Source organism: Flagellimonas alvinocaridis (assembly GCF_004916895.1).
GTDB lineage: Bacteria > Bacteroidota > Bacteroidia > Flavobacteriales > Flavobacteriaceae > Flagellimonas > Flagellimonas alvinocaridis.
Map to the genome: position 1 here is coordinate 51,086 of NZ_SNTZ01000011.1, position 18,243 is coordinate 69,328.

Genomic DNA, 18,243 nt, shown 5'->3' on the forward strand with positions numbered 1-18,243 from the left:
ACTACGATGCTTCAAGGATTTTGAATTCTGGTCGGATTACTTTTTTCTTGGACCACATTAAATACAGGGCAGGGATTACAAATAGGGTAAGTACCAAAGAGAACATGGTTCCGCCAATGATCACAACTCCCATACCTGTTCTACTGGCCGATGCAGCACCAAGTGAAAGTGCAATAGGCAAGGCTCCTAGTGCAATGGTCAAGCTGGTCATTAGAATGGGGCGCAAACGTGATTCCGAAGCCCTCATAATCGCTTGCATTTTAGTAAGTTCCTCATCTTCTTGTAGTTGATTGGCGAATTCTACAATGAGAATACCATTCTTTGTCACCAATCCAATAAGCATGATGGTTCCAATTTGACTGAAAATATTCCAGGTTTCCCCAAAAAGCCAAAGTGAGAACATGGCTCCCGCTACGGCCATGGGAACGGTAAGGATAATGATGAATGGGTCGATAAAACTTTCAAACTGTGCTGCCAAAATCAGGAAAATCAACAAAAATGCCAGACCAAAGGCAAAAATGGTGTTGGAACTACTTTCCACAAAGTCCCGGGACTCTCCACCAAGGTCGGTGGTGAACGTTTCATCCAAAACACGATCCTTAATGGCATTCATAGCGTCTATCCCATCCCCAATACTTTTGCCCGGGGCCAAACTGGCGGAGACGGTGGCAGACATGTATCTATTGTTGTGAAATAATTGGGGTGGGCTACTGTGTTCTTCGGTGGTGACCAAATTGTCAAGCTGGATCAAAAGACCATCCTTGTTTTTCACAAAAATTGAGGTGAGGTCCATGGGTTCATCACGATCCAATTTGTCAAATTGCCCTATAACTTGATACTGTTTCCCGTTCATCAAAAAATACCCAAATCGTTGGCCACTGAGCGATAATTGCAGCGTTTGGGCCACATCACGGACCGATACCCCCAAGCTTTCTGCTTTTTCACGATCTATGGATACGTAGAGCTCGGGTTTGTCGAATTTTAGGTTGACATCGGAAAAAGAAAATGTAGGGTCCTTTTCCACTTCAGCCATGAACTCGGGTATCTTCTCTTCCAATTTTTCAAAGTTCTTTGCTTGAATGATGAACTGGATGGGAGGTCCCCCGCGACGGTTTACTGAAATGGTTGGTCGTTCTGATGCGTTGGTTTTTCCACCTACAAAGGCCTTGGCCCATCTGCCTAGATCATCTGCAATTTCTTTTTGGGAACGTTCCCGCTCACTGGGGTCTACAAGGGCCACGTTTGCACGACCACTATTTACCGAGGATGTCCCAAACCCGGGAGAGGTGAGAACCAAACTCACTTTCTTTTCCGGAATGGAATCGTTTATGAGTTCTGTGATTCCGGTCATTAATTGATCCATATATTCATAGGAAGACCCCTCGGGTGCTGTTACGCTAAGCCTAACAAAGCTCCGGTCATCATATGGTGCGGTTTCTTTCTGCAATAGTGAATAGAACAGGACAATGAGTCCAATACAGCCAAACAAGATGGGAAAACTGAGCCACTTTCGTTTCATGAATTTACCCAATAGATCGGCGTAGGATTTGTTCATGGCCACAAAATATTTTTCTGTGACTTGATAGAAACGGGATCTACTTTGTTTTCCGGGTTTGGTCAAATAGGCGTTCAGCATAGGGGTAAGGGTCAAGGACACAAAGGCCGATACCATTACCGCTGCACCAAGGACTACACCAAATTCCCGGAAGAGGCGCCCTACGAATCCTTCCAAAAAGATTACAGGCAAAAACACTGCGGCCAAGGTTATGGATATGGAAATCACCGCAAAAAAGATTTCTTTGGATCCCTTTATTGCTGCTTCAATGGGATTCATCCCTTCTTCCACTTTTTTGTAGATGTTTTCAGTGACTACAATACCATCGTCCACCACAAGTCCTGTGGCCAGAACAATGGCCAATAGGGTCAAAACATTAATGGAAAAACCGAACAACCACATAAAAAAGAAAGTGGCGATCAAGGAAACGGGAATATCCAACAAGGGTCGGAGTGCCATGGACCAGTTCCTAAAAAATAGATAGATGACCAGAATGACCAACACAATGGATATCAAAATGGTCTCGGCCACTTCGGTAACCGCTTTTTTTACGAATACGGTATCATCAATGACCACATTTAGCTTAAAATCTGCAGGAAGGTCTTTTTTCAGTCTTTCGTATTCTTCATAAAAAGCATCTGCGATTTCAAGATAGTTGGTGCCGGGTTGTGGAACCACGGCGATGGCCACCATCGGTTGTCCCGAATCGCTCATTTTGGTCTCCATGTTCTCTCCTTCGAGACTTGCTTTTCCAATATCCTTGAGTTGTACCAATTTTTCACTATCGGCCAAGATGATGATATTGTTGAATTCCTCTTCGGTATTGAGGTTCCCCAAAGTCTTTACGGTCAACTCTGTGTTTTTTCCGGTCAGTTTTCCGGACGGAAGCTCCAGATTTTGGGCCAATAGCGCACTTCTTACATCGGCTACGGTAAGTCCGTATGAAGCAAGCTTTAAGGGATCTATCCAAAGCCGCATGGCATACCTCCGTTGTCCCCAAATCTGTACACTACTTACTCCTGGGATGGTCTCTATGCGCTGGGCAAGAACGTTTTCGGCAAAATCGGAAAGTTCCAGAATATTTTTGTTATCGCTTTGCACGGTCATCGAAATGATACGCTGTGCATCGGCATCGGCCTTTGATACTACAGGGGGAGCGTCCAAATCATCAGGAAGGCTACGGACCGCCTGCGAAACTTTGTCCCGCACATCATTGGCGGCATCTTCCAGATTTTTGTCCAAATCAAATTCAATACTGATGGAGCTGGAACCTTGTACACTGGAGGAGGTAATATTACGAATGCCATCAATGGAATTGATTGCCTTTTCCAAGGGTTCGGTAATCTGCGATTCAATGATATCCGCATTGGCACCTGAATAACTGGTCCGTACCGAAACCATAGCGGGATCTATGGATGGGAATTCCCGAACCCCCAAAAATGTGTAGCCGATTATCCCGAACAGAATGATGGAAATGTTCATCACAATGGTCAGAATGGGCCGTTTTATGCTTATGGTTGAAAGGTTCATTGTGCAGCAGTCAAGGGTTCAAAATCTTCCAAAACAACTTCAACAGGGGCTCCGTCTTTGAGTGCCATTACCCCATAGGTCAACACAGTGTCGCCAGGATGTAAATTGGATAGGACCTGAACAGCTTTTCCGGTTCGGGAACCAGTTTCCACATCTATTTCCCTAGCTTTTCCATCTTTAAGTACAAAGATTTTTTTCCCATTTTGAACAGGAATCAAAGATTCTGAAGGGACTAACAGGGCATCATCCAAAGTCTGTAAAGGGAGACTTACGTTGGCATAGGCCCCTGGATAGAGTTTTTTGTCCCTATTGTCCATTTTAGCCCGCATCCTTAACGTTCTGGTGGCGATATCCACTTCAGGGTCAATGGCGTAAATGGTGGCGTTGTATTCTTCTTTGGAGTCCGATGTGGTAAAGGAAAGTACAGTGCCCACCCGTACTTGGGAGGCATATTTTTCCGGAACTGAAAAAGTTATTTTCAACTCATCGGTATTCACCAATTTGGCAATGGCCGTGGAAGGCGTCACATAAGTTCCCTTGGAAATGGCACGAAGACCTATGGTTCCTGAAAAAGGTGCGCGGACAGTAGTCTTGGACAATTGTGCGGCGATTAATTCAGACTCTGCATTGGCAGATTGAAAATCGGCGCTGGCAATATCGTATTCTTCTTGGCTTATGGCTTGCTTTTCCAGAAGTAACTTGGCTCTCCGTTCATTTTCGGATGCCAATTTTTTTGCGGTAAGGGCCTTGGACAACTGCGCTTGCAATTCAATATCGTTCACTTTGAACAAAATCTGACCTTGGGAGACCCGGCTTCCTTCTCTAAAATTGATGCTTTCGACCACTCCGGAGATTTCGCTGCGTAAATCGATCTGTTCATTGGCTTCCAAAGTACCGGAAATGGAAATATTGTCCTTGAAAGCCTTGGGTTTTAAAATCATTCCTTTTACGGTAGTGATTCCAGGGCCTGTTGGACCAGAAATTTTAACTTCGTTGTTGGACTTGATTCTGTAGGCAATAAGAGCGCCCAATCCGATAACCAACAAGGTGTAAAAAATATGTTTTGTTTTCATGAGTATTAATGAATAGCAAATACCACAAAAGCCCATAATTGGGCGTGCTCAAAGATAGCCCTTATGCCCTAATCTATAGGTTGGTGAAAAGATGAAATGTCATACTTTTCTGTAAACGTCCCAATACCGTGGGCCAACGACAATAACCCTCCCCTTAAATACCGAATTTAAGAATTTATAAGGATGGCTTGGTGTAGGTCGATAATCTCTCCATTTCTTTACAAACCCCTGTAGAATCTATGCTCCTTCGGATTGTATCAAAAAATGCACAAATTGTTATTTTGCCCGAAAAAAAATGATTGCCCTAAAAAGTTTATAATTTTACTTGTTTTAGCAGATAATGTAACGGTGAACCCAAAATGAAAACCTCTCTTTTTTTAACTTTTTACGTTGTTTCCCTATCCTTGGTCTTTGGTCAGAATGCCCAACAAGATTCCTTGAACGCCTTGGAAGAAGTTGTGCTCATAGAACAAGGCATAGAAAAAAGGGCGGTGGGTATAACACCATCCAGCTCCATTGGATTGAAGGATATTGAAAAGTTTGGTCCGTTGGATATCGCCACTTCAATGAACCAAATTTCTGGGGTGTATTTACTTTCCGGGGCACTGAACACGAACAGAATTACCATTAGGGGCGTTGGGGCGCGTACACCCTATGGAACCGATAAGCTTCGATTGTATTTTAACAACATCCCTGTGACCAACGGAACCGGTTTTTCTACCATAGAAGCATACGATCTTGAGAATGTGGGAGCGGTCGAAATCATAAAGGGGCCCAAGGGATCTTCCTTTGGGTCGAATCTGGGAGGAGCCATCATACTCAATACAAAGGCCCCTGAAGTAGGGAAAACGTTTTTAGTGAACTCCCTTACCGTAGGTTCATATGAAATGTTCAAGAACAATTTGGCCTTTAGGCATTCCGAAAAGAATTTTAACCTGAGTCTTAGCTATAATCATTTGAAAACGGAGGGTTACAGGCAGAACAATCAATTTGAAAGGGATGGTCTTTTGCTTTCGTCTTCTGTGGTTTTGGGGAATAGGAGCAAGTTGGATTTCTTACTTAATTATATTGATTATACCGCCGGAATCCCAAGCTCACTCAATCAAACTGATTTTGAACAGAATCCTACCAATGCGGACGGAAATTGGTTGGCAGCAGAAGGATTTGAGGCCAACAAATACACTTTGGCCGGGGTGACCCATACGTATGAGTTCAATTCGGTTTTAAGAAACAAGACGAGTATTTTTTATACCTACTTGGACCATTATGAGCCTCGTCCATTCAACATTTTGGATGAATTTACCAACGGATTTGGTCTTAGGTCTGTTTTCGATGGAAAGTTTCTTATGGGCAATTTTACCCTCGGAACTGAAATTTACAAGGATGAATACCATTGGGGCACTTTTCAAAATTTGTTCAGGGACAATGAGGGCAATGGTAGTGTACAGGGGGATAGATTGAGCAATAATATGGAGTTTAGAAGACAATTGAATCTTTTTGGCACTTTTGAATTTCTTTTGGAAAAGAACCTAACAGCCCAAATAGGGTTAAGTCTTAATAAGACGAAGTATGATTTTAGGGATTTGTTCAACGCTGGCGAGGCGAATACTTCTGCCCATCGTGATTTTGATGCAATCCTATTACCTAGCTTGGAACTTCAATACCGATTGAAAAATGGTATCCTATATGCCAATGTGAGCAGGGGATTCTCCAATCCCGGTTTGGAGGAGACATTAACTCCGGAAGGTGTTATCAACCCGGACATTTCACAGGAAAAGGGTATAAACTACGAGTTTGGTGGACAATTTAGGTTGCTCAATGAAGCGCTGCAGCTTTCAGCCACAGCTTATAGAATGCGTATCAATGATCTTTTGGTGGCCCAACGGGTCGGAGAAGACCAATATATTGGAACCAACGCAGGGAAAACTCGTCATCAAGGTTTGGAAATGGATGCCAGATATGCCATTTCGGTTTCCAATGCACTTTTATTGACCCCTTACTTGAGCTATACCTTGAGCGACCATAGTTTTGTGGATTTTGTTGACGATGATTCCAATTTCAGTGGAAACCCACTTACAGGTGTGCCAAAAAACAGAATCAGTTCTGGTTTAGATCTAGTACATGATAGCGGATTTGTTTTTAATCTTTCCCATCAGTATGTAGATGATATACCTCTGACAGATGCCAATACAATTTCCAGTGAGTCCTATAATGTGATCAATGTTTCATCCAGATATAGCCTTGCCATGAACAAGAACCTAAAGCTGGGATTCAATGCCGGGGTCAATAACGTATTCGATACCAATTATGCCGGATCTGTATTGATCAATGCAGTTGGGTTTGGTGGCAATCTGCCGCGATACTATTATCCTGCCAACGGTATAAATTATTACGGAAAAATTGGAGTTACCTACACCTTTTAAACTTTACAAGGTATAGAACGTGTAGGTTATTGTCCATGTGAATACCTCACCAGGAGCTACTTTTACATTAATGTAAGGTTGGGGACAAATCGTTTGTGGTGCCGACCAAACCGCTAAGGAGGATATGGGTTGGTCACATGTGATCCTTACCCCGATTCCAGCTTCCCTATTTTCCAGTCTGATGTCGTAATCCTTCGGGTCATTGTAGTCATAACCAAAAGCCGGACGAATCTGTGCAAAATCATCAATAAGTTCTTTGGTGAACACCACTTTATTGCCCTCAATTTTGGCATAATCCTTTAAACCGGTCTTTTCGGCTGATGAAGCATAAGGGACACCATCCTTGTCGGTTAGCGTAAACGGAAAAATTACTGAATACCCTGGACCAATGGGGATGCCGTCCATCACAAAAAAGTTATGGTTGTTCACCAAACTCTCAATAGGTAGTTTTCCAGTGTTTTTAAATCGATGTTGCAAAACCAATTGGGGCTTATCTTTGATGAGTTTCACCTTTTTTTCATAGTTATACGAATACCCTTCAGAAGTTATCTCATGATGGAACGTAACGGCATTGGTTCGCACCTTGACTTTTCTTTTGCCGTAATCGATAATGTCGTAGGTTTTGGAAAATGAATGACTTTTTCCATCATCCTTTTTTAGTAAACCCACCCCAATCTTTAAAAAAACTTCGCCAGCCTTGGCTTGTTCAAAACCTACGGCCTTAAAATCTTCAACGGGACCCATAATGGCATCGTGCGATAGAGGGTCATAATCTTTGAACCATTGTCCGAAATAGGCATGTCCTTTATATTCCAATTTCGGAATGACTCCAGCCCAATCAAACCGGGAAGCGCGGTAATATCCCTTATCCTTGTCAGGGAGGTAAAGGGTTGCAATGATATTTTCATTATGTATTTTAACTTGTGGAGCTTGTTGTTGGGCCCATCCAAAGGTGGTGAGCAATCCAAGGAAGAAGACAATACGCTTATTATTTTTCATCTGATGGAATGTGGGTTTGAACTCTAAAATAAGGAAATGGAAAACAATTTTGATGTGTGGACATTGGGTTGTTACGGATGATTCATTTTTGAGGCCGGATGTTCTAAAAATCAACCAAATCTTTTTAAGTGTTTATGGTCAAAGGAGAAATGTCTTTTTCTCGATTTATAACAAAATAGCAATGGATTTTACCATGTACATGTTGTATTTTTCAGTTTTAATAAGTGTTTGCAACAACGGCAAGTCCAAAATATTCCCGGAAGAACATGAACTCAAAAAGTAAAGCCCTTTCAAAAAAACTGTACAGGTTTACGATGATGACCCTTGCAACTACTATCTGTTTATTGGGATGTAGACAAAACTCTTCATCCCAATCCCAAATAAAAGTTACTGCATTCGTTGGGGCCAACATCATTGATGGAACAGGAGCCGAAATCATCAAAGACGGTGTTCTATTGGTGGATCAGGGCAAGATTGTAGGTGTCGGAACTAAGGATGCTGTCACCATTCCTAAAGGTGCTTCAATTGTGGAGGTGAATGGAAAGACGATAATGCCGGGAATCATTGATGCCCATTGTCATGTAGGGGTGTCCAGTGGTATGCAATCAGGATATAGTAGGGAAAATGTTGTCAATCATCTAAATACCTATGCACGGTATGGAATTACCACTTTGGTTTCCCTAGGCGACGGAACAGGGATTTCCGCAGAGTTTCGAAACGCACAAAATGTACATACCTTGGATAGGTCCAGACTTTTTATAGCAGGAGAGGTTATCTCTGGGAACACCAAGGGAGATGTCAGGGAAATCATTGATCATAATGATTCGCTCAAAGTGGATTTTATGAAGATACGGGTAGATGATGTCCTCGGCACCTCACCAAAAATGGCCGAAGACATTTACAAAACGGTAATTGACTATTCCCATGAATTGGGATATAGGGTAGCCTCACATATTTTTTATCTGGAGGATGCCAAAAATGTAGTGTGGGCAGGTACGGATTACATAGCGCATAGCGTTCGGGATACATTGGTGGATGAAGAATTTATCAAGTTGATGAAAGAAAACAAGGTGTACTATTCCCCCACCTTGATGCGGGAAGTGTCCACCTTTGTCTTTGGGGGTGAACCCGATTATTTTACAGATTCTTTTTTTACCAAGGAAGTGGATGCCGCCACCATTGCGGAATTGCGCAGTCCGGAACGTATGGAAAGTATTGCCAATAGCGCCAGTGCCCAAGCATATAAGGAGGCCCTGCCCACAGCCATGAAAAACTTGAAGCTGCTGTCAGATGCGGGAGTTCCAATAGTTATGGGAACGGATAGTGGGCCTGCGGGACGATTCCCCGGCTATTTTGAGCATCTGGAAATGGAAATGATGGTAGATGCTGGCATGTCTCCCATGGAAGTGATCATGGCATCTACGGAGAATACGGCCAAGGTGATGAAATTGGAAGGTGTTGGTTCCTTGGAAGAGGGCAAATGGGCAGATTTTATAGTTCTTGACAAGAATCCTTTGGAAGACATGGCCAACACAAGGACCATTTCCTCTGTCTGGATTGCCGGAAACAAGGTGCCGGATAAGAAGTAACGCCCTTTTACACCTAAAGAATTTTATAAAGGATGCTGTTCCACCAGTTCCAGTCTTTTCACAATGGTGTTTTTTTTCAAGAGGGTACCTGGGGACAAAACCGCATTGGCGCCTATTCGGGAATTATCACCCACCAATGCCCCAAATTTGTTGACCCCAGTTGGAATGATTTCGCCATCAAAATTTAGTACAATCTCCTTATTTGTCCGTTCATTGTAATGGTTGGCCGCTATGGAGCCTGCTTCAAAATTTACATTTGAACCAATGATACTGTTCCCAATATAATTTAAGTGTGCAATTGCCGTATTGGAAAACACCAAACTGCTCTTGACCTCTGTTGAAGGCCCAATTTTAACGGAACGATCCAAAAAGACCCCTTCCCTAAAATAGGCATGGGCCCCGATATGACAATTTTCCATAACAATGGTGGGATGTTTAAAAATGACCCCTTGTTCCACAATGGACGATTTGTGGATGGCCACGTGGTTTTCAATATGAAAATCACTCCCAAGATGGGGCAGTATCCCCATAATGAAGGTTTGGACTTCAGTGGTGATTTCCCAAGGTACCCCCAAACGTTTTAAATCATCATAAAAAGGAATGTTGGAAATAAAGTCCCGTAGGTCTATCATATCAATGGAAATTTGTGAGGCTGCCTGGGTATGCCAGAAACAGATACACAGCGCATCGTTGCTAATTTAGGATATAAATTACAATTGGTCCAAGCAGGTTTTCATACCTTTGAAGTCTACATGGGGTGTCCTGGAGAACAGGGCTGAGATTATACCCGGAAGTTGACCACTTCGCACCTGATCCAGATCATGCTGGCGTAGGGATTTTGGCAAACGTGTTTTGCACGTGTTCCATTAGGGGTTCCCATGGTTTATTTGTATAATGGATAACCCGATTGAATGGAATTACTTTCACAACTTACTTTATTACAATGGGTGGGAACCGGCTTTGGTGTGGTTCAGGTCCTTTTGGCCCGCCAGAACAATATCCATAATTATCTTTTTGGTATTGTTGCCATTTTGATCAGTATGTGGGTGCTGTACCAATCCAAATTGTATGCAGATATCCTGTTGAACCTCTACTATCTGGTCATGAGTATCTACGGATGGTTCTATTGGAAAATGGGAAAACAAAAGGAGGAAACCCCAATTTCATATTCCACCAAAAATGAGCATGGGATTGCCATGGGAATCGTTGTGGGTTGTTTTGCGTTGATGGCCTATTGGTTGGGACAGCATACAGATTCGGATGTTCCGTATTGGGATGCCGTGGTCTGTGCCTTTGCCTGGGCCGGGATGTGGCTCATGGCCAAACGAAAGATTGAAAACTGGATTTACTTGAACATCAGCAACCTGATATCCATTCCATTATTGATTTATAAAGGACTGTACATCTATGCAGGTTTAACGGCCTTTTTGTTCATTGTGGCGGTATCGGGTTATATCAAATGGAGAAAAATACTTGCAGATGAAACTGAAGGACAACATGCAAGGGTTTAGGGAGCTCTGTTTTGGAAAAGAAGAACTGCCAAAAGTGGTTCTGGATGTAATTGCCAAGGAGAACTTATGGAACTTATGGGTGCCCAAGTTGTATGGCGGATTGGAAATGACCTTGACCAATGGTTTAAAATCCTTAAGGCATTTGGCCCAAATGGATGGAAGCTTGGGGTGGACCGTGACCCTGTGCTCCGGGGCGAATTTCTTTATTGGGAACTTACCCAAAGAAACGGCGAATGACATATTCATTGACCCAAAAGAACCCATTTGTTTTGGGGGTAGTGGGGGAGTGTCCGGCACTGCCGAAAGAAAAGGGGAGGGATACACCATAAAAGGAACCTGGAAGTATGCCACGGGTGCCCCGTATCTTACTCATTTTACCTTAAGCGCAAAAATTCAGGAGAGAGGAAAAGATGTGCTTGATGAAGAGGGTATGCCCTTGGTACGTTCTTTTGTTTTGGACCGAAAGGATGTAAACATTATCCGGGATTGGAATACCATGGGATTGAAGGCAACCGCTACCCATTCTTTTGTGGTATCATCGGTATGGGCACATGAAAAGTATAGCTTTGTCTATAACCAATGGTACCATCCACAAAATATCTTTAAAATCCCTTTTGGAGTGTTTGCCGATTTGACCCTTTGGGTCAACTATGTGGGTATGGCCGCCCATTTTTTGGAAGAAGCCAAGCTTGTAGTCAATAAAAGTGGGACATTGGATAAATTGGCCAGCGTGATTTCCCAATCAGATGCAAAGATTCTGAGCTGGGCAGGGCAGGCAGAGGATAAAATATATTTAAGTGATGGGTTCCCTGAAGATTGGATTGGGGATATTCACCTTGAGGCTTCTACTTCTGTTAAGACAATTTCTGAGTGTATAATTGGTATATATCCTTTGCTGGGGATTAGGGGGTGTAGTGAGAAGCACCAATTAAATCAGGTGTTCAGGGACTATTTTACAGCCACGCAACATCATATTTTCAGTACAAAAACCGTGAAGGGCCAATGAAGCACCCTAGATCTTGGAAGACGTCTCGTTTTTGGCTGAGATTTAAGATGCAAAGGGGGGGTAAAAAATAATTAGTCAAAAGGCAAAAAAGTCAAACAGATAAATAAAATGTTAGTGGACATATGCACTAGGAGAGGGTATTGAAATCCAAAAGCTACTCTGGTGTACCCAGCAATAGTTGCACTAAATAATTGAGGCAGCGTTAATAGGGGCAACCACAAAAAATTTATGAGGTTTAATTCAAAATTAAAAATGTGTAGCCAAGCAAAACATATACAAGATAAATAATAGATCAGTCTAAAGTGCTTTTCCCAGCATCGTTGTAAAATTAACCTTATGCTCTTTCTGCTGCAAAGAATATATGTAATCAACACAACTATTATCGCGGCTATTATTCTATCCCAAAATGTATCATCTATAAGTGACAAACGACTTTTAAAAACGGCTTTGGTAAGTAGATAATAGGTGAATGCCCCCGAAGTTAAGGAAAGGTAAATGGGGTTAAATTTTAAGGACAGCCTAAACGTTATTTCTTCAAATACAGGTAATACAATTCCACCAACCACAAGCAAAAGCAATGGGCTAAATCGTTCAGCCATACTAGTTGAAGTCAAATTTTCAGGTTCATAAATGAACTGTAGCAATGATGCCACTGTTATCGAGAAAACTACTTTTACAAGAAAGAGGCCTATGGTATCATAGATTTTATGAGTTGTACTTTTCTCTACGGAAGGTTTATCTATAGGGGACTTAATGAAATTCACTAAATCTGTTAATAGAGACTTGTAGTATTTTGGTTTGATCAAAGGATAGGAAATGGTCATCAAGTTCTGGTTTTAGATGTAAAGCAGCATATGGTAAAGGCTCTGAAAACCTGCTACGGTGAGTCGGAGCCTTTATTAAGGGGTTAGTTGGAATGGGTTATTTTTACATTCCAAATCCCATTGGCAGCAGTTTGTTTAGCGTAGGTTTCAAAATCTTTTGCAGGTCTACCTAACACTTTGTCAACATCATACGAAACTTCTTGGTTATCTGGATTTCCCAATACTTCTTCGAACAAATAACCAAAGAGCCAAACATAAGAATCGGGCAATCCTGCTTTTCGCATGCCATCCTTAAATTCTTCAATGGAAATAGGTACAAATTGAATCGGTCTATCAGAGGCTTCAGCCATAATGTCAACCACCTGTTTGAAGGTTCTTTGCTGCGGTCCGGTTACCGTTATGGTTTGTCCGTTATAAGAATCATCTATTATCACTTTGGAAACTACATCAGCAATATCGTCTGCATCCACAAATGGAATTTCAGCCTGTGGCATGGGAAGTGCAACCACTCCATCCAATACAAAATCCAAAAATGCACCTTCACTGAAATTTTGATTGAACCAAGAGGCTCTAACCAAGGTGTAATTTAAGCCTGAGTTGGCAACAATGTCTTCACAAGCTTCAGCTTCAGTTTCTCCTTTGCCTGATAGCAATACCACTTTTTTTAAACCTGCTTCCAAAGCTTTTTCGGTAAGGGTTTTAATGGCATCTCTGGAGCCAGGCACCGCCAAATCAGGATAGTATACAATATAGGCCCTGTCCATGTCTTTTAGGGCTTCATAATAGCTTTCTGTGTTTTCCCAATCAAAAGCTGGGTTTGTTTTTCTACCGACCGCTCGTACATTATGTCCGGATTGTGTCAAGTTTTCTGCAACCCGGCGACCGGTTTTTCCGGTTCCCCCGATAATTAAAATGTTTTCTGATTTCATGTTCTTATGGTTTAATGGTTTATAATTTTGTGTAAATGAGTCCTATTAGTAAGAGTGCAAATGAGATAAATGAAGCAATGGTGCGCTTTATGTGCCATTTGTTCCAAGGCTTTTCAAACTTTGTACGTAGGTCTTTTAATTCTATGGTTGAAAGATTTTCCAATACGGTTTTATCCAGCATTTCATTGAGAGGTACATTCTTGAATATGGTAACGAGACCTATCCCTACAAAAAAGAGTATTGCGGCTATTAGGAACGACCAAAATGTAATGGGATGCGCATTTTCATGTAAATAAGCATTTATGGAAAGAAATACTATAGGCGAGAAGAATACAATTAGAAAACTCCGGTTGATAATACTTCGGTTCATTGCTTGAAAGGATTGTAAAAAGCTTAAGTCGTCCAACCTCCCTATTCCCGGTGTTATTGCATTAGACCATGTAAAACATAATCCTGCGGTAAGTCCTGTAAATAAGATGCCAAGCATCAATACGATAAGTTTAAATTTGATTTCCATTTTTAGTTGGTTTTTAAAGATGATACCCAGGTTAATACATCTTGATATTCATCGCTTGTGAGTTTTATTTTCTTTCCTTTTGGCATACGCTTTTTTATAAATACCTGTTTGTATACATCATTTGACCAGTCGTTCATATTATCCATGGTAAAGACACGTCTAGGATTACGTTTCTCGTGGCAGACATTACACTTGTTGCTAAGGACTTTAAAGGCTTTTGTTTTAATGGGGTCTTTAGCTACAGAACTTGTGTGTAAAAGAGGCTTGTGGTCATTAATGGTTGTCGTTTTGTTATGTGACGCCAACAACGTTATAAGAGCTCCAATTAGTAATTTTACAATAGTTGTCATCCTTCTGGTTTTTTGATTATGCTGACACAAAATTGCTCATACATGCCAACAATCATTTATTCAAGCGGGAGTTTGATTTGTTCGAAAAGGAATTACCCCATCATCAAGATTAAAAGCCTTAAGTTGTGAGAAGACAATGGAAACTACTTTCCAACGAGTTTCGAAAGGCTCTTCATTGGTTTTTGATTATTGTTCCTTAGAAAATCTTGCTGTTTTATCGTATAATTCTTTTCTGAAATTTTCTTCTATGATGTTACCTTCCCTAAAGTTTTCATAGAAAGAGGGCAATGAAAAAGTATCCGAGATGTCGGCTCCCATAAACGGGAAGTAGGTACTTGCGGCTTGTAAGACGGATGCACCACCTCTTCCTCCTGGTGAGGTAGCCATCAACAGCATAGGTTTTTCTCTCCAGACCTTCATGTTTATACGAGATAACCAGTCTAAAGTATTTTTGAATACCGCTGCATAGGACCCATTATGTTCTGCTAGGGATACCATAAATCCGTCGGCAGTATCAAATAATTCATCTAGCCTCTTGATTGCAGTCGGTATACCATTTTCAGCTTCGAAATCGGCACCATAGATGGGCAATAAATAATCGTTGAGGTCAATGGATATAACTTCCACATTCTTCAATAAACCAGAGGTATAGGCCAATAAACTTTTATTGATTGATTTTTGACTGTTGCTTCCTGCTATTGTGATTATTTTTTTCATGATTATTGTTTTAAGGATTAAAAATTATTTATAGAGTTTTTCGGTAATACAGACCGAAAGATGATTTTTCAATTGGGTCCGGCCCATACTGGTCAAAGTCAAAACCGATACCCAATTGGTGGTCATTGAACGATATTCCCGCTCGCAACTGCTGAAAGCTTCTTGAGTGCGTTTTAAACTTGTCCCAGATAGTTAAAAACTGTCCGTTTAACCTAAGCGAAACTTTATCATTTATCGGTGAGTTGAACTGAAACTGTGCAAAGGCTTCGGCATAGACGGCCTTCTTTTGCTCGGAATGGGCAACCGTAGGAATAATTACAAATAGCGCTCGTGAATTTTTTAGTATAAGTCTTACGGACAGGCGTTCCGAATAACCGGCAAAACTGTTGTAATATATAGATGGACCAACAGCAACACTCCTGTTAATGTTCCAGAATAGTGTTGGTTGCACCCCAGCCTCATCAAAACTCTCATTTGCTTTTTTATTGAATTTTTGAAAGAAAGCGAGGGTAGCAATGCTCAGTGTATTTTTTTCATTGATCGGATAGCTTGAATAGAGTGTGAAGTCCGTCTTGCCCAATCCTGTAAATAATTCAACTTGTGTGAATTGCGCTTTCAAGCTGTTCGTAACTCCAAGAATAAATACTGAAAGGATGATTACTATTTTTTTCATGCTCCAAAATTCCAATGTGGGCACATGAAAAAAAATGAAGTAGTTTAAGACTTTTACATTCTATTGACTTTGGAGATGATTTTACTCATAAATTCCGGGGTAATGCCAATGTAACCCGCTAAGTCTTTCTGGGTAATTCTATGGACAATGTTAGGATATTTCGTTTTGAACTCGATATATCTTTCCTCTGCCGTTAAGGATATGCCTTGGTTGGAACGTCTTATATAACTTATGAGCGACTTTTGATATAGTATTCGGTAAAACCTTTCAAATTTTGGTATTTCTTGAAAAAGTAGCTCATAATTAGCTCTGGAGATGCCTAATAATTCTGAGTCCTCGGTAGCTTTAATGAAATAACGCGAAGGTTCTTTGGTCATAAAACTGGCCATGTCCCCTGTCCAATAATCTTCAACCGCAAACATGGAGATATGAGGTACACCATCCTCATTTAAAGTATACACCTTTAAGCAACCTTTAGTGATAAAATACTCGTATCTGGCAATTTCACCTGCTTGCATTAAGAATGCTTTCTTTTTTACTTTTACTTCTGTAAGCAAAGAAATATACTTCTGTTTTTCAAGCTCGGTTAAATCAATAAACCTACTGACATTATCAATAATTAGTTGATGTGAGTGTTCCAATTTCAAGACCATTTTCCATACGTTCTTTAAAATTAAGTATTTGGACCTTGTTGTGGAAAAACATTGCTTATTTTCTCGTTTGTATAAATACTGGGATATTTTAGGCTGGTATGGAACGGAAGAGTATTTTTTTGGACTCTTGGTTTTTGAAGGATTATTGCCTTAAAAAATAAATGGAATAGAGGAATACAAGAGGAGTGGAAAAAGAAAACCCCAAAAACCGATAGATTTTTGGGGTTTTATGGTGACCTGGCTGGGGCTCGAACCCAGGACCCTCTCCTTAAAAGGGAGATGCTCTACCAACTGAGCTACCAGGTCAAAATTTCAGTACTTGGCTGTTTCGCTAAGCGGGTGCAAATATAACATCAATAATCTATTTTCCAAAAGTGAATTAATGATAAATTTGTGTTTTTTTGAAATCGCTTTTAAAACAGATATATGAGAATAGTTTTGATGGGGTACATGGCAAGTGGAAAGTCTACCGTGGGAAGGTTGTTGGCCAGCGACTTACAACTAGATTTTGTGGATTTGGATGACTACATTGAAGAGCAACAAAAAAAATCCATAAAAACCATTTTTTCAGAAAAAGGAGAGATTTTTTTTAGAAAATTGGAGCATCAAATGCTCTCTCAAGTTTTGGATACCAGAAATAACATGGTGCTTTCCACTGGTGGTGGTACGCCGTGTTATTCAGGTAACATGGAGACTATTTTGGAAAAATCGGATGATTCCGTGTATCTGCAACTGTCCATACCCGCTTTAGTTGAACGACTACAAAAGGAAAAGGAGCAACGACCCTTAGTGAGAAATATTGAAGATGCCGATTTGCCCGAATTTGTAGGGAAACACCTTTTTGAGAGGAGAGCATATTATGCCAGAGCCAAGCACATTGTAGAATGTGAGGGCAAAAATCTTGAGGAAGTGGTTGCCGAAATTAAAAAAATGCTACTCTAAGTAGACAGAGTTGTTCTTGGGAATAAACTCTACTTTTATATGTTCATTTAAAGAGGTGGAGAGCGATATACCCTTAAAATCGGCCTTGATTGGATATTTTTTGTGGTTCCGATTTACTAGGACAGCAGTTTTCAATTGTTTTATGGGGGTCTTTAAAAAGTGGTGTACGCCGTAGATTAAAGTGGTTCCGGAGTTAAGCACATCATCCACCAAAACTATGGATTTGTCTTTGTAGGCTTCTTCAGGGATTGATGTCTCGACCCCACTCTTCAGGGGATTTTTCTTGTCCATTCCAACCTTGCACAACGTAATTTGGGCATCGGTTATTTTTTTGAGGATGTCTACGAGTTTTTTGGCAAAATCAATTCCTCCACCATTTATCCCAGCAATGATGATTTCTTTTTCATCCACATTGGTTTCATAAATTTGATAAGCAATCCGTTTTATTGTATGCTGAATTTGATCGTGGGTAAGAATAAGGTTCTTCATGAAATGGAATAATTCATCCAAAGATATAAAAACAGACTATTCAGATTCGTCCAAATAACCATCAATGTCCCTCCTGTCCTTTTTGGTAGGCCTTCCAAGTCCTTTCTTTCTATAATGGGTCTTTGCATGTGTGAGCAGTTCGTTATGCTCAAAGGCCTCCTTGGGGGTAGTGTCTTTCCGGTAAATATCGACCAATTTGGCGCCAACTCGGCTTTCAGGAATGTCCAAAACGGTAAGCTGATAGTCTATTTGATTTTTCCGAAGAACAATCTTGTCCATTGGGAATACCTCTCTTGAAGGTTTAACCGCACTACCATTTACCTTCACCTGGCCTTTTTTAACAGCCGTGGAGGCAACGTTCCGGGTTTTATAGTATCTAATGCACCAAAGGTACTTGTCTATCCGCATGATCTCTGCAAATCTTTGTTAACGCACTGAGCAAAAATAGCGGAAAATTGTATCT

The 18,243-nt window shown here is 41.0% G+C and carries 17 protein-coding genes and 1 tRNA gene; 5 read left to right on the forward strand and 13 right to left on the reverse strand.

What is annotated here, in order from left to right; translation table 11 throughout:
• Position 1: 1 nt before the first annotated feature.
• Both EZV76_RS14400 and EZV76_RS14405 read right to left on the reverse strand, forming a co-directional pair.
• Positions 2-3,085, reverse strand: coding sequence for an efflux RND transporter permease subunit (locus EZV76_RS14400; protein ID WP_136567270.1), 3,084 nt, complete (start codon positions 3,083-3,085; stop codon positions 2-4).
• Entirely contained in the window at positions 3,082-4,158 is a 1,077-nt protein-coding gene (locus EZV76_RS14405; protein ID WP_136567271.1) for an efflux RND transporter periplasmic adaptor subunit, read from the reverse strand. Before EZV76_RS14405 ends, EZV76_RS14400 begins: the two co-directional genes overlap by 4 nt.
• A 359-nt stretch (positions 4,159-4,517) precedes the next feature.
• Here EZV76_RS14405 and EZV76_RS14410 point away from each other — a divergent pair, with 359 nt between their 5' ends.
• On the forward strand, positions 4,518-6,581 hold the full coding sequence (locus EZV76_RS14410) for a TonB-dependent receptor family protein (protein ID WP_136567272.1): 2,064 nt from the start codon (positions 4,518-4,520) through the stop codon (positions 6,579-6,581).
• A gap of 3 nt (positions 6,582-6,584) precedes the next feature.
• Here EZV76_RS14410 and EZV76_RS14415 read toward each other — a convergent pair whose 3' ends face one another.
• A complete protein-coding gene (locus EZV76_RS14415; protein WP_136567273.1) occupies positions 6,585-7,580 on the reverse strand; it encodes a hypothetical protein in 996 nt (331 codons plus the stop codon).
• Between the two features lie 266 nt (positions 7,581-7,846).
• Here EZV76_RS14415 and EZV76_RS14420 point away from each other — a divergent pair, with 266 nt between their 5' ends.
• On the forward strand, positions 7,847-9,169 hold the full coding sequence (locus EZV76_RS14420; RefSeq protein WP_136567274.1) for an amidohydrolase family protein: 1,323 nt from the start codon (positions 7,847-7,849) through the stop codon (positions 9,167-9,169).
• A gap of 23 nt (positions 9,170-9,192) precedes the next feature.
• Here EZV76_RS14420 and EZV76_RS14425 read toward each other — a convergent pair whose 3' ends face one another.
• Positions 9,193-9,801 carry an LbetaH domain-containing protein gene (locus EZV76_RS14425; RefSeq protein WP_136567275.1) on the reverse strand — a complete coding sequence of 203 codons (609 nt, stop codon included), beginning with the start codon at positions 9,799-9,801 and terminating at the stop codon, positions 9,193-9,195.
• 279 nt (positions 9,802-10,080) lie between these two features.
• Here EZV76_RS14425 and pnuC point away from each other — a divergent pair, with 279 nt between their 5' ends.
• Positions 10,081-10,680, forward strand: a complete 600-nt coding sequence (gene pnuC, locus EZV76_RS14430; RefSeq protein WP_136567276.1) for a nicotinamide riboside transporter PnuC — start codon at positions 10,081-10,083, stop codon at positions 10,678-10,680.
• Complete coding sequence (locus EZV76_RS14435) at positions 10,649-11,686, forward strand: acyl-CoA dehydrogenase family protein (RefSeq protein WP_136567277.1); 1,038 nt, start codon at positions 10,649-10,651, stop codon at positions 11,684-11,686. Before pnuC ends, EZV76_RS14435 begins: the two co-directional genes overlap by 32 nt.
• Before the next feature lie 907 nt (positions 11,687-12,593).
• Here EZV76_RS14435 and EZV76_RS14445 read toward each other — a convergent pair.
• From EZV76_RS14445 to EZV76_RS14475, 7 genes are all read right to left on the reverse strand, one after another.
• Positions 12,594-13,439, reverse strand: coding sequence for an NmrA family NAD(P)-binding protein (locus tag EZV76_RS14445; RefSeq protein WP_136567279.1), 846 nt, complete (start codon positions 13,437-13,439; stop codon positions 12,594-12,596).
• 19 nt (positions 13,440-13,458) lie between these two features.
• The gene (locus EZV76_RS14450) at positions 13,459-13,956 is read right to left on the reverse strand and encodes an anthrone oxygenase family protein (protein WP_136567280.1); all 498 of its coding nucleotides are present in this window, start codon (positions 13,954-13,956) and stop codon (positions 13,459-13,461) included.
• 2 nt (positions 13,957-13,958) lie between these two features.
• The gene (locus EZV76_RS14455) at positions 13,959-14,306 is read right to left on the reverse strand and encodes a hypothetical protein (protein ID WP_136567281.1); all 348 of its coding nucleotides are present in this window, start codon (positions 14,304-14,306) and stop codon (positions 13,959-13,961) included.
• Between the two features lie 186 nt (positions 14,307-14,492).
• On the reverse strand, positions 14,493-15,023 hold the full coding sequence (locus EZV76_RS14460) for an NADPH-dependent FMN reductase (RefSeq protein ID WP_136567282.1): 531 nt from the start codon (positions 15,021-15,023) through the stop codon (positions 14,493-14,495).
• A 28-nt stretch (positions 15,024-15,051) separates the two neighbouring features.
• Positions 15,052-15,696: a hypothetical protein gene (locus tag EZV76_RS14465; protein WP_136567283.1), complete on the reverse strand. Its 645-nt coding sequence runs from the start codon at positions 15,694-15,696 to the stop codon at positions 15,052-15,054.
• Between the two features lie 53 nt (positions 15,697-15,749).
• Positions 15,750-16,349, reverse strand: coding sequence for a Crp/Fnr family transcriptional regulator (locus EZV76_RS14470; RefSeq protein ID WP_236640932.1), 600 nt, complete (start codon positions 16,347-16,349; stop codon positions 15,750-15,752).
• Between the two features lie 230 nt (positions 16,350-16,579).
• A tRNA-Lys gene (locus EZV76_RS14475) sits at positions 16,580-16,655 on the reverse strand.
• A gap of 120 nt (positions 16,656-16,775) precedes the next feature.
• Here EZV76_RS14475 and EZV76_RS14480 point away from each other — a divergent pair.
• On the forward strand, positions 16,776-17,291 hold the full coding sequence (locus EZV76_RS14480; protein ID WP_136567284.1) for a shikimate kinase: 516 nt from the start codon (positions 16,776-16,778) through the stop codon (positions 17,289-17,291).
• Here EZV76_RS14480 and EZV76_RS14485 read toward each other — a convergent pair.
• Complete coding sequence (locus EZV76_RS14485) at positions 17,283-17,780, reverse strand: phosphoribosyltransferase family protein (protein ID WP_136567285.1); 498 nt, start codon at positions 17,778-17,780, stop codon at positions 17,283-17,285. The two genes, EZV76_RS14480 and EZV76_RS14485, sit on opposite strands and share 9 nt — an antisense overlap.
• A gap of 36 nt (positions 17,781-17,816) precedes the next feature.
• Positions 17,817-18,188 carry an RNA-binding S4 domain-containing protein gene (locus EZV76_RS14490; protein ID WP_136567286.1) on the reverse strand — a complete coding sequence of 124 codons (372 nt, stop codon included), beginning with the start codon at positions 18,186-18,188 and terminating at the stop codon, positions 17,817-17,819.
• Between the last annotated feature and the right edge of the window lie 55 nt (positions 18,189-18,243).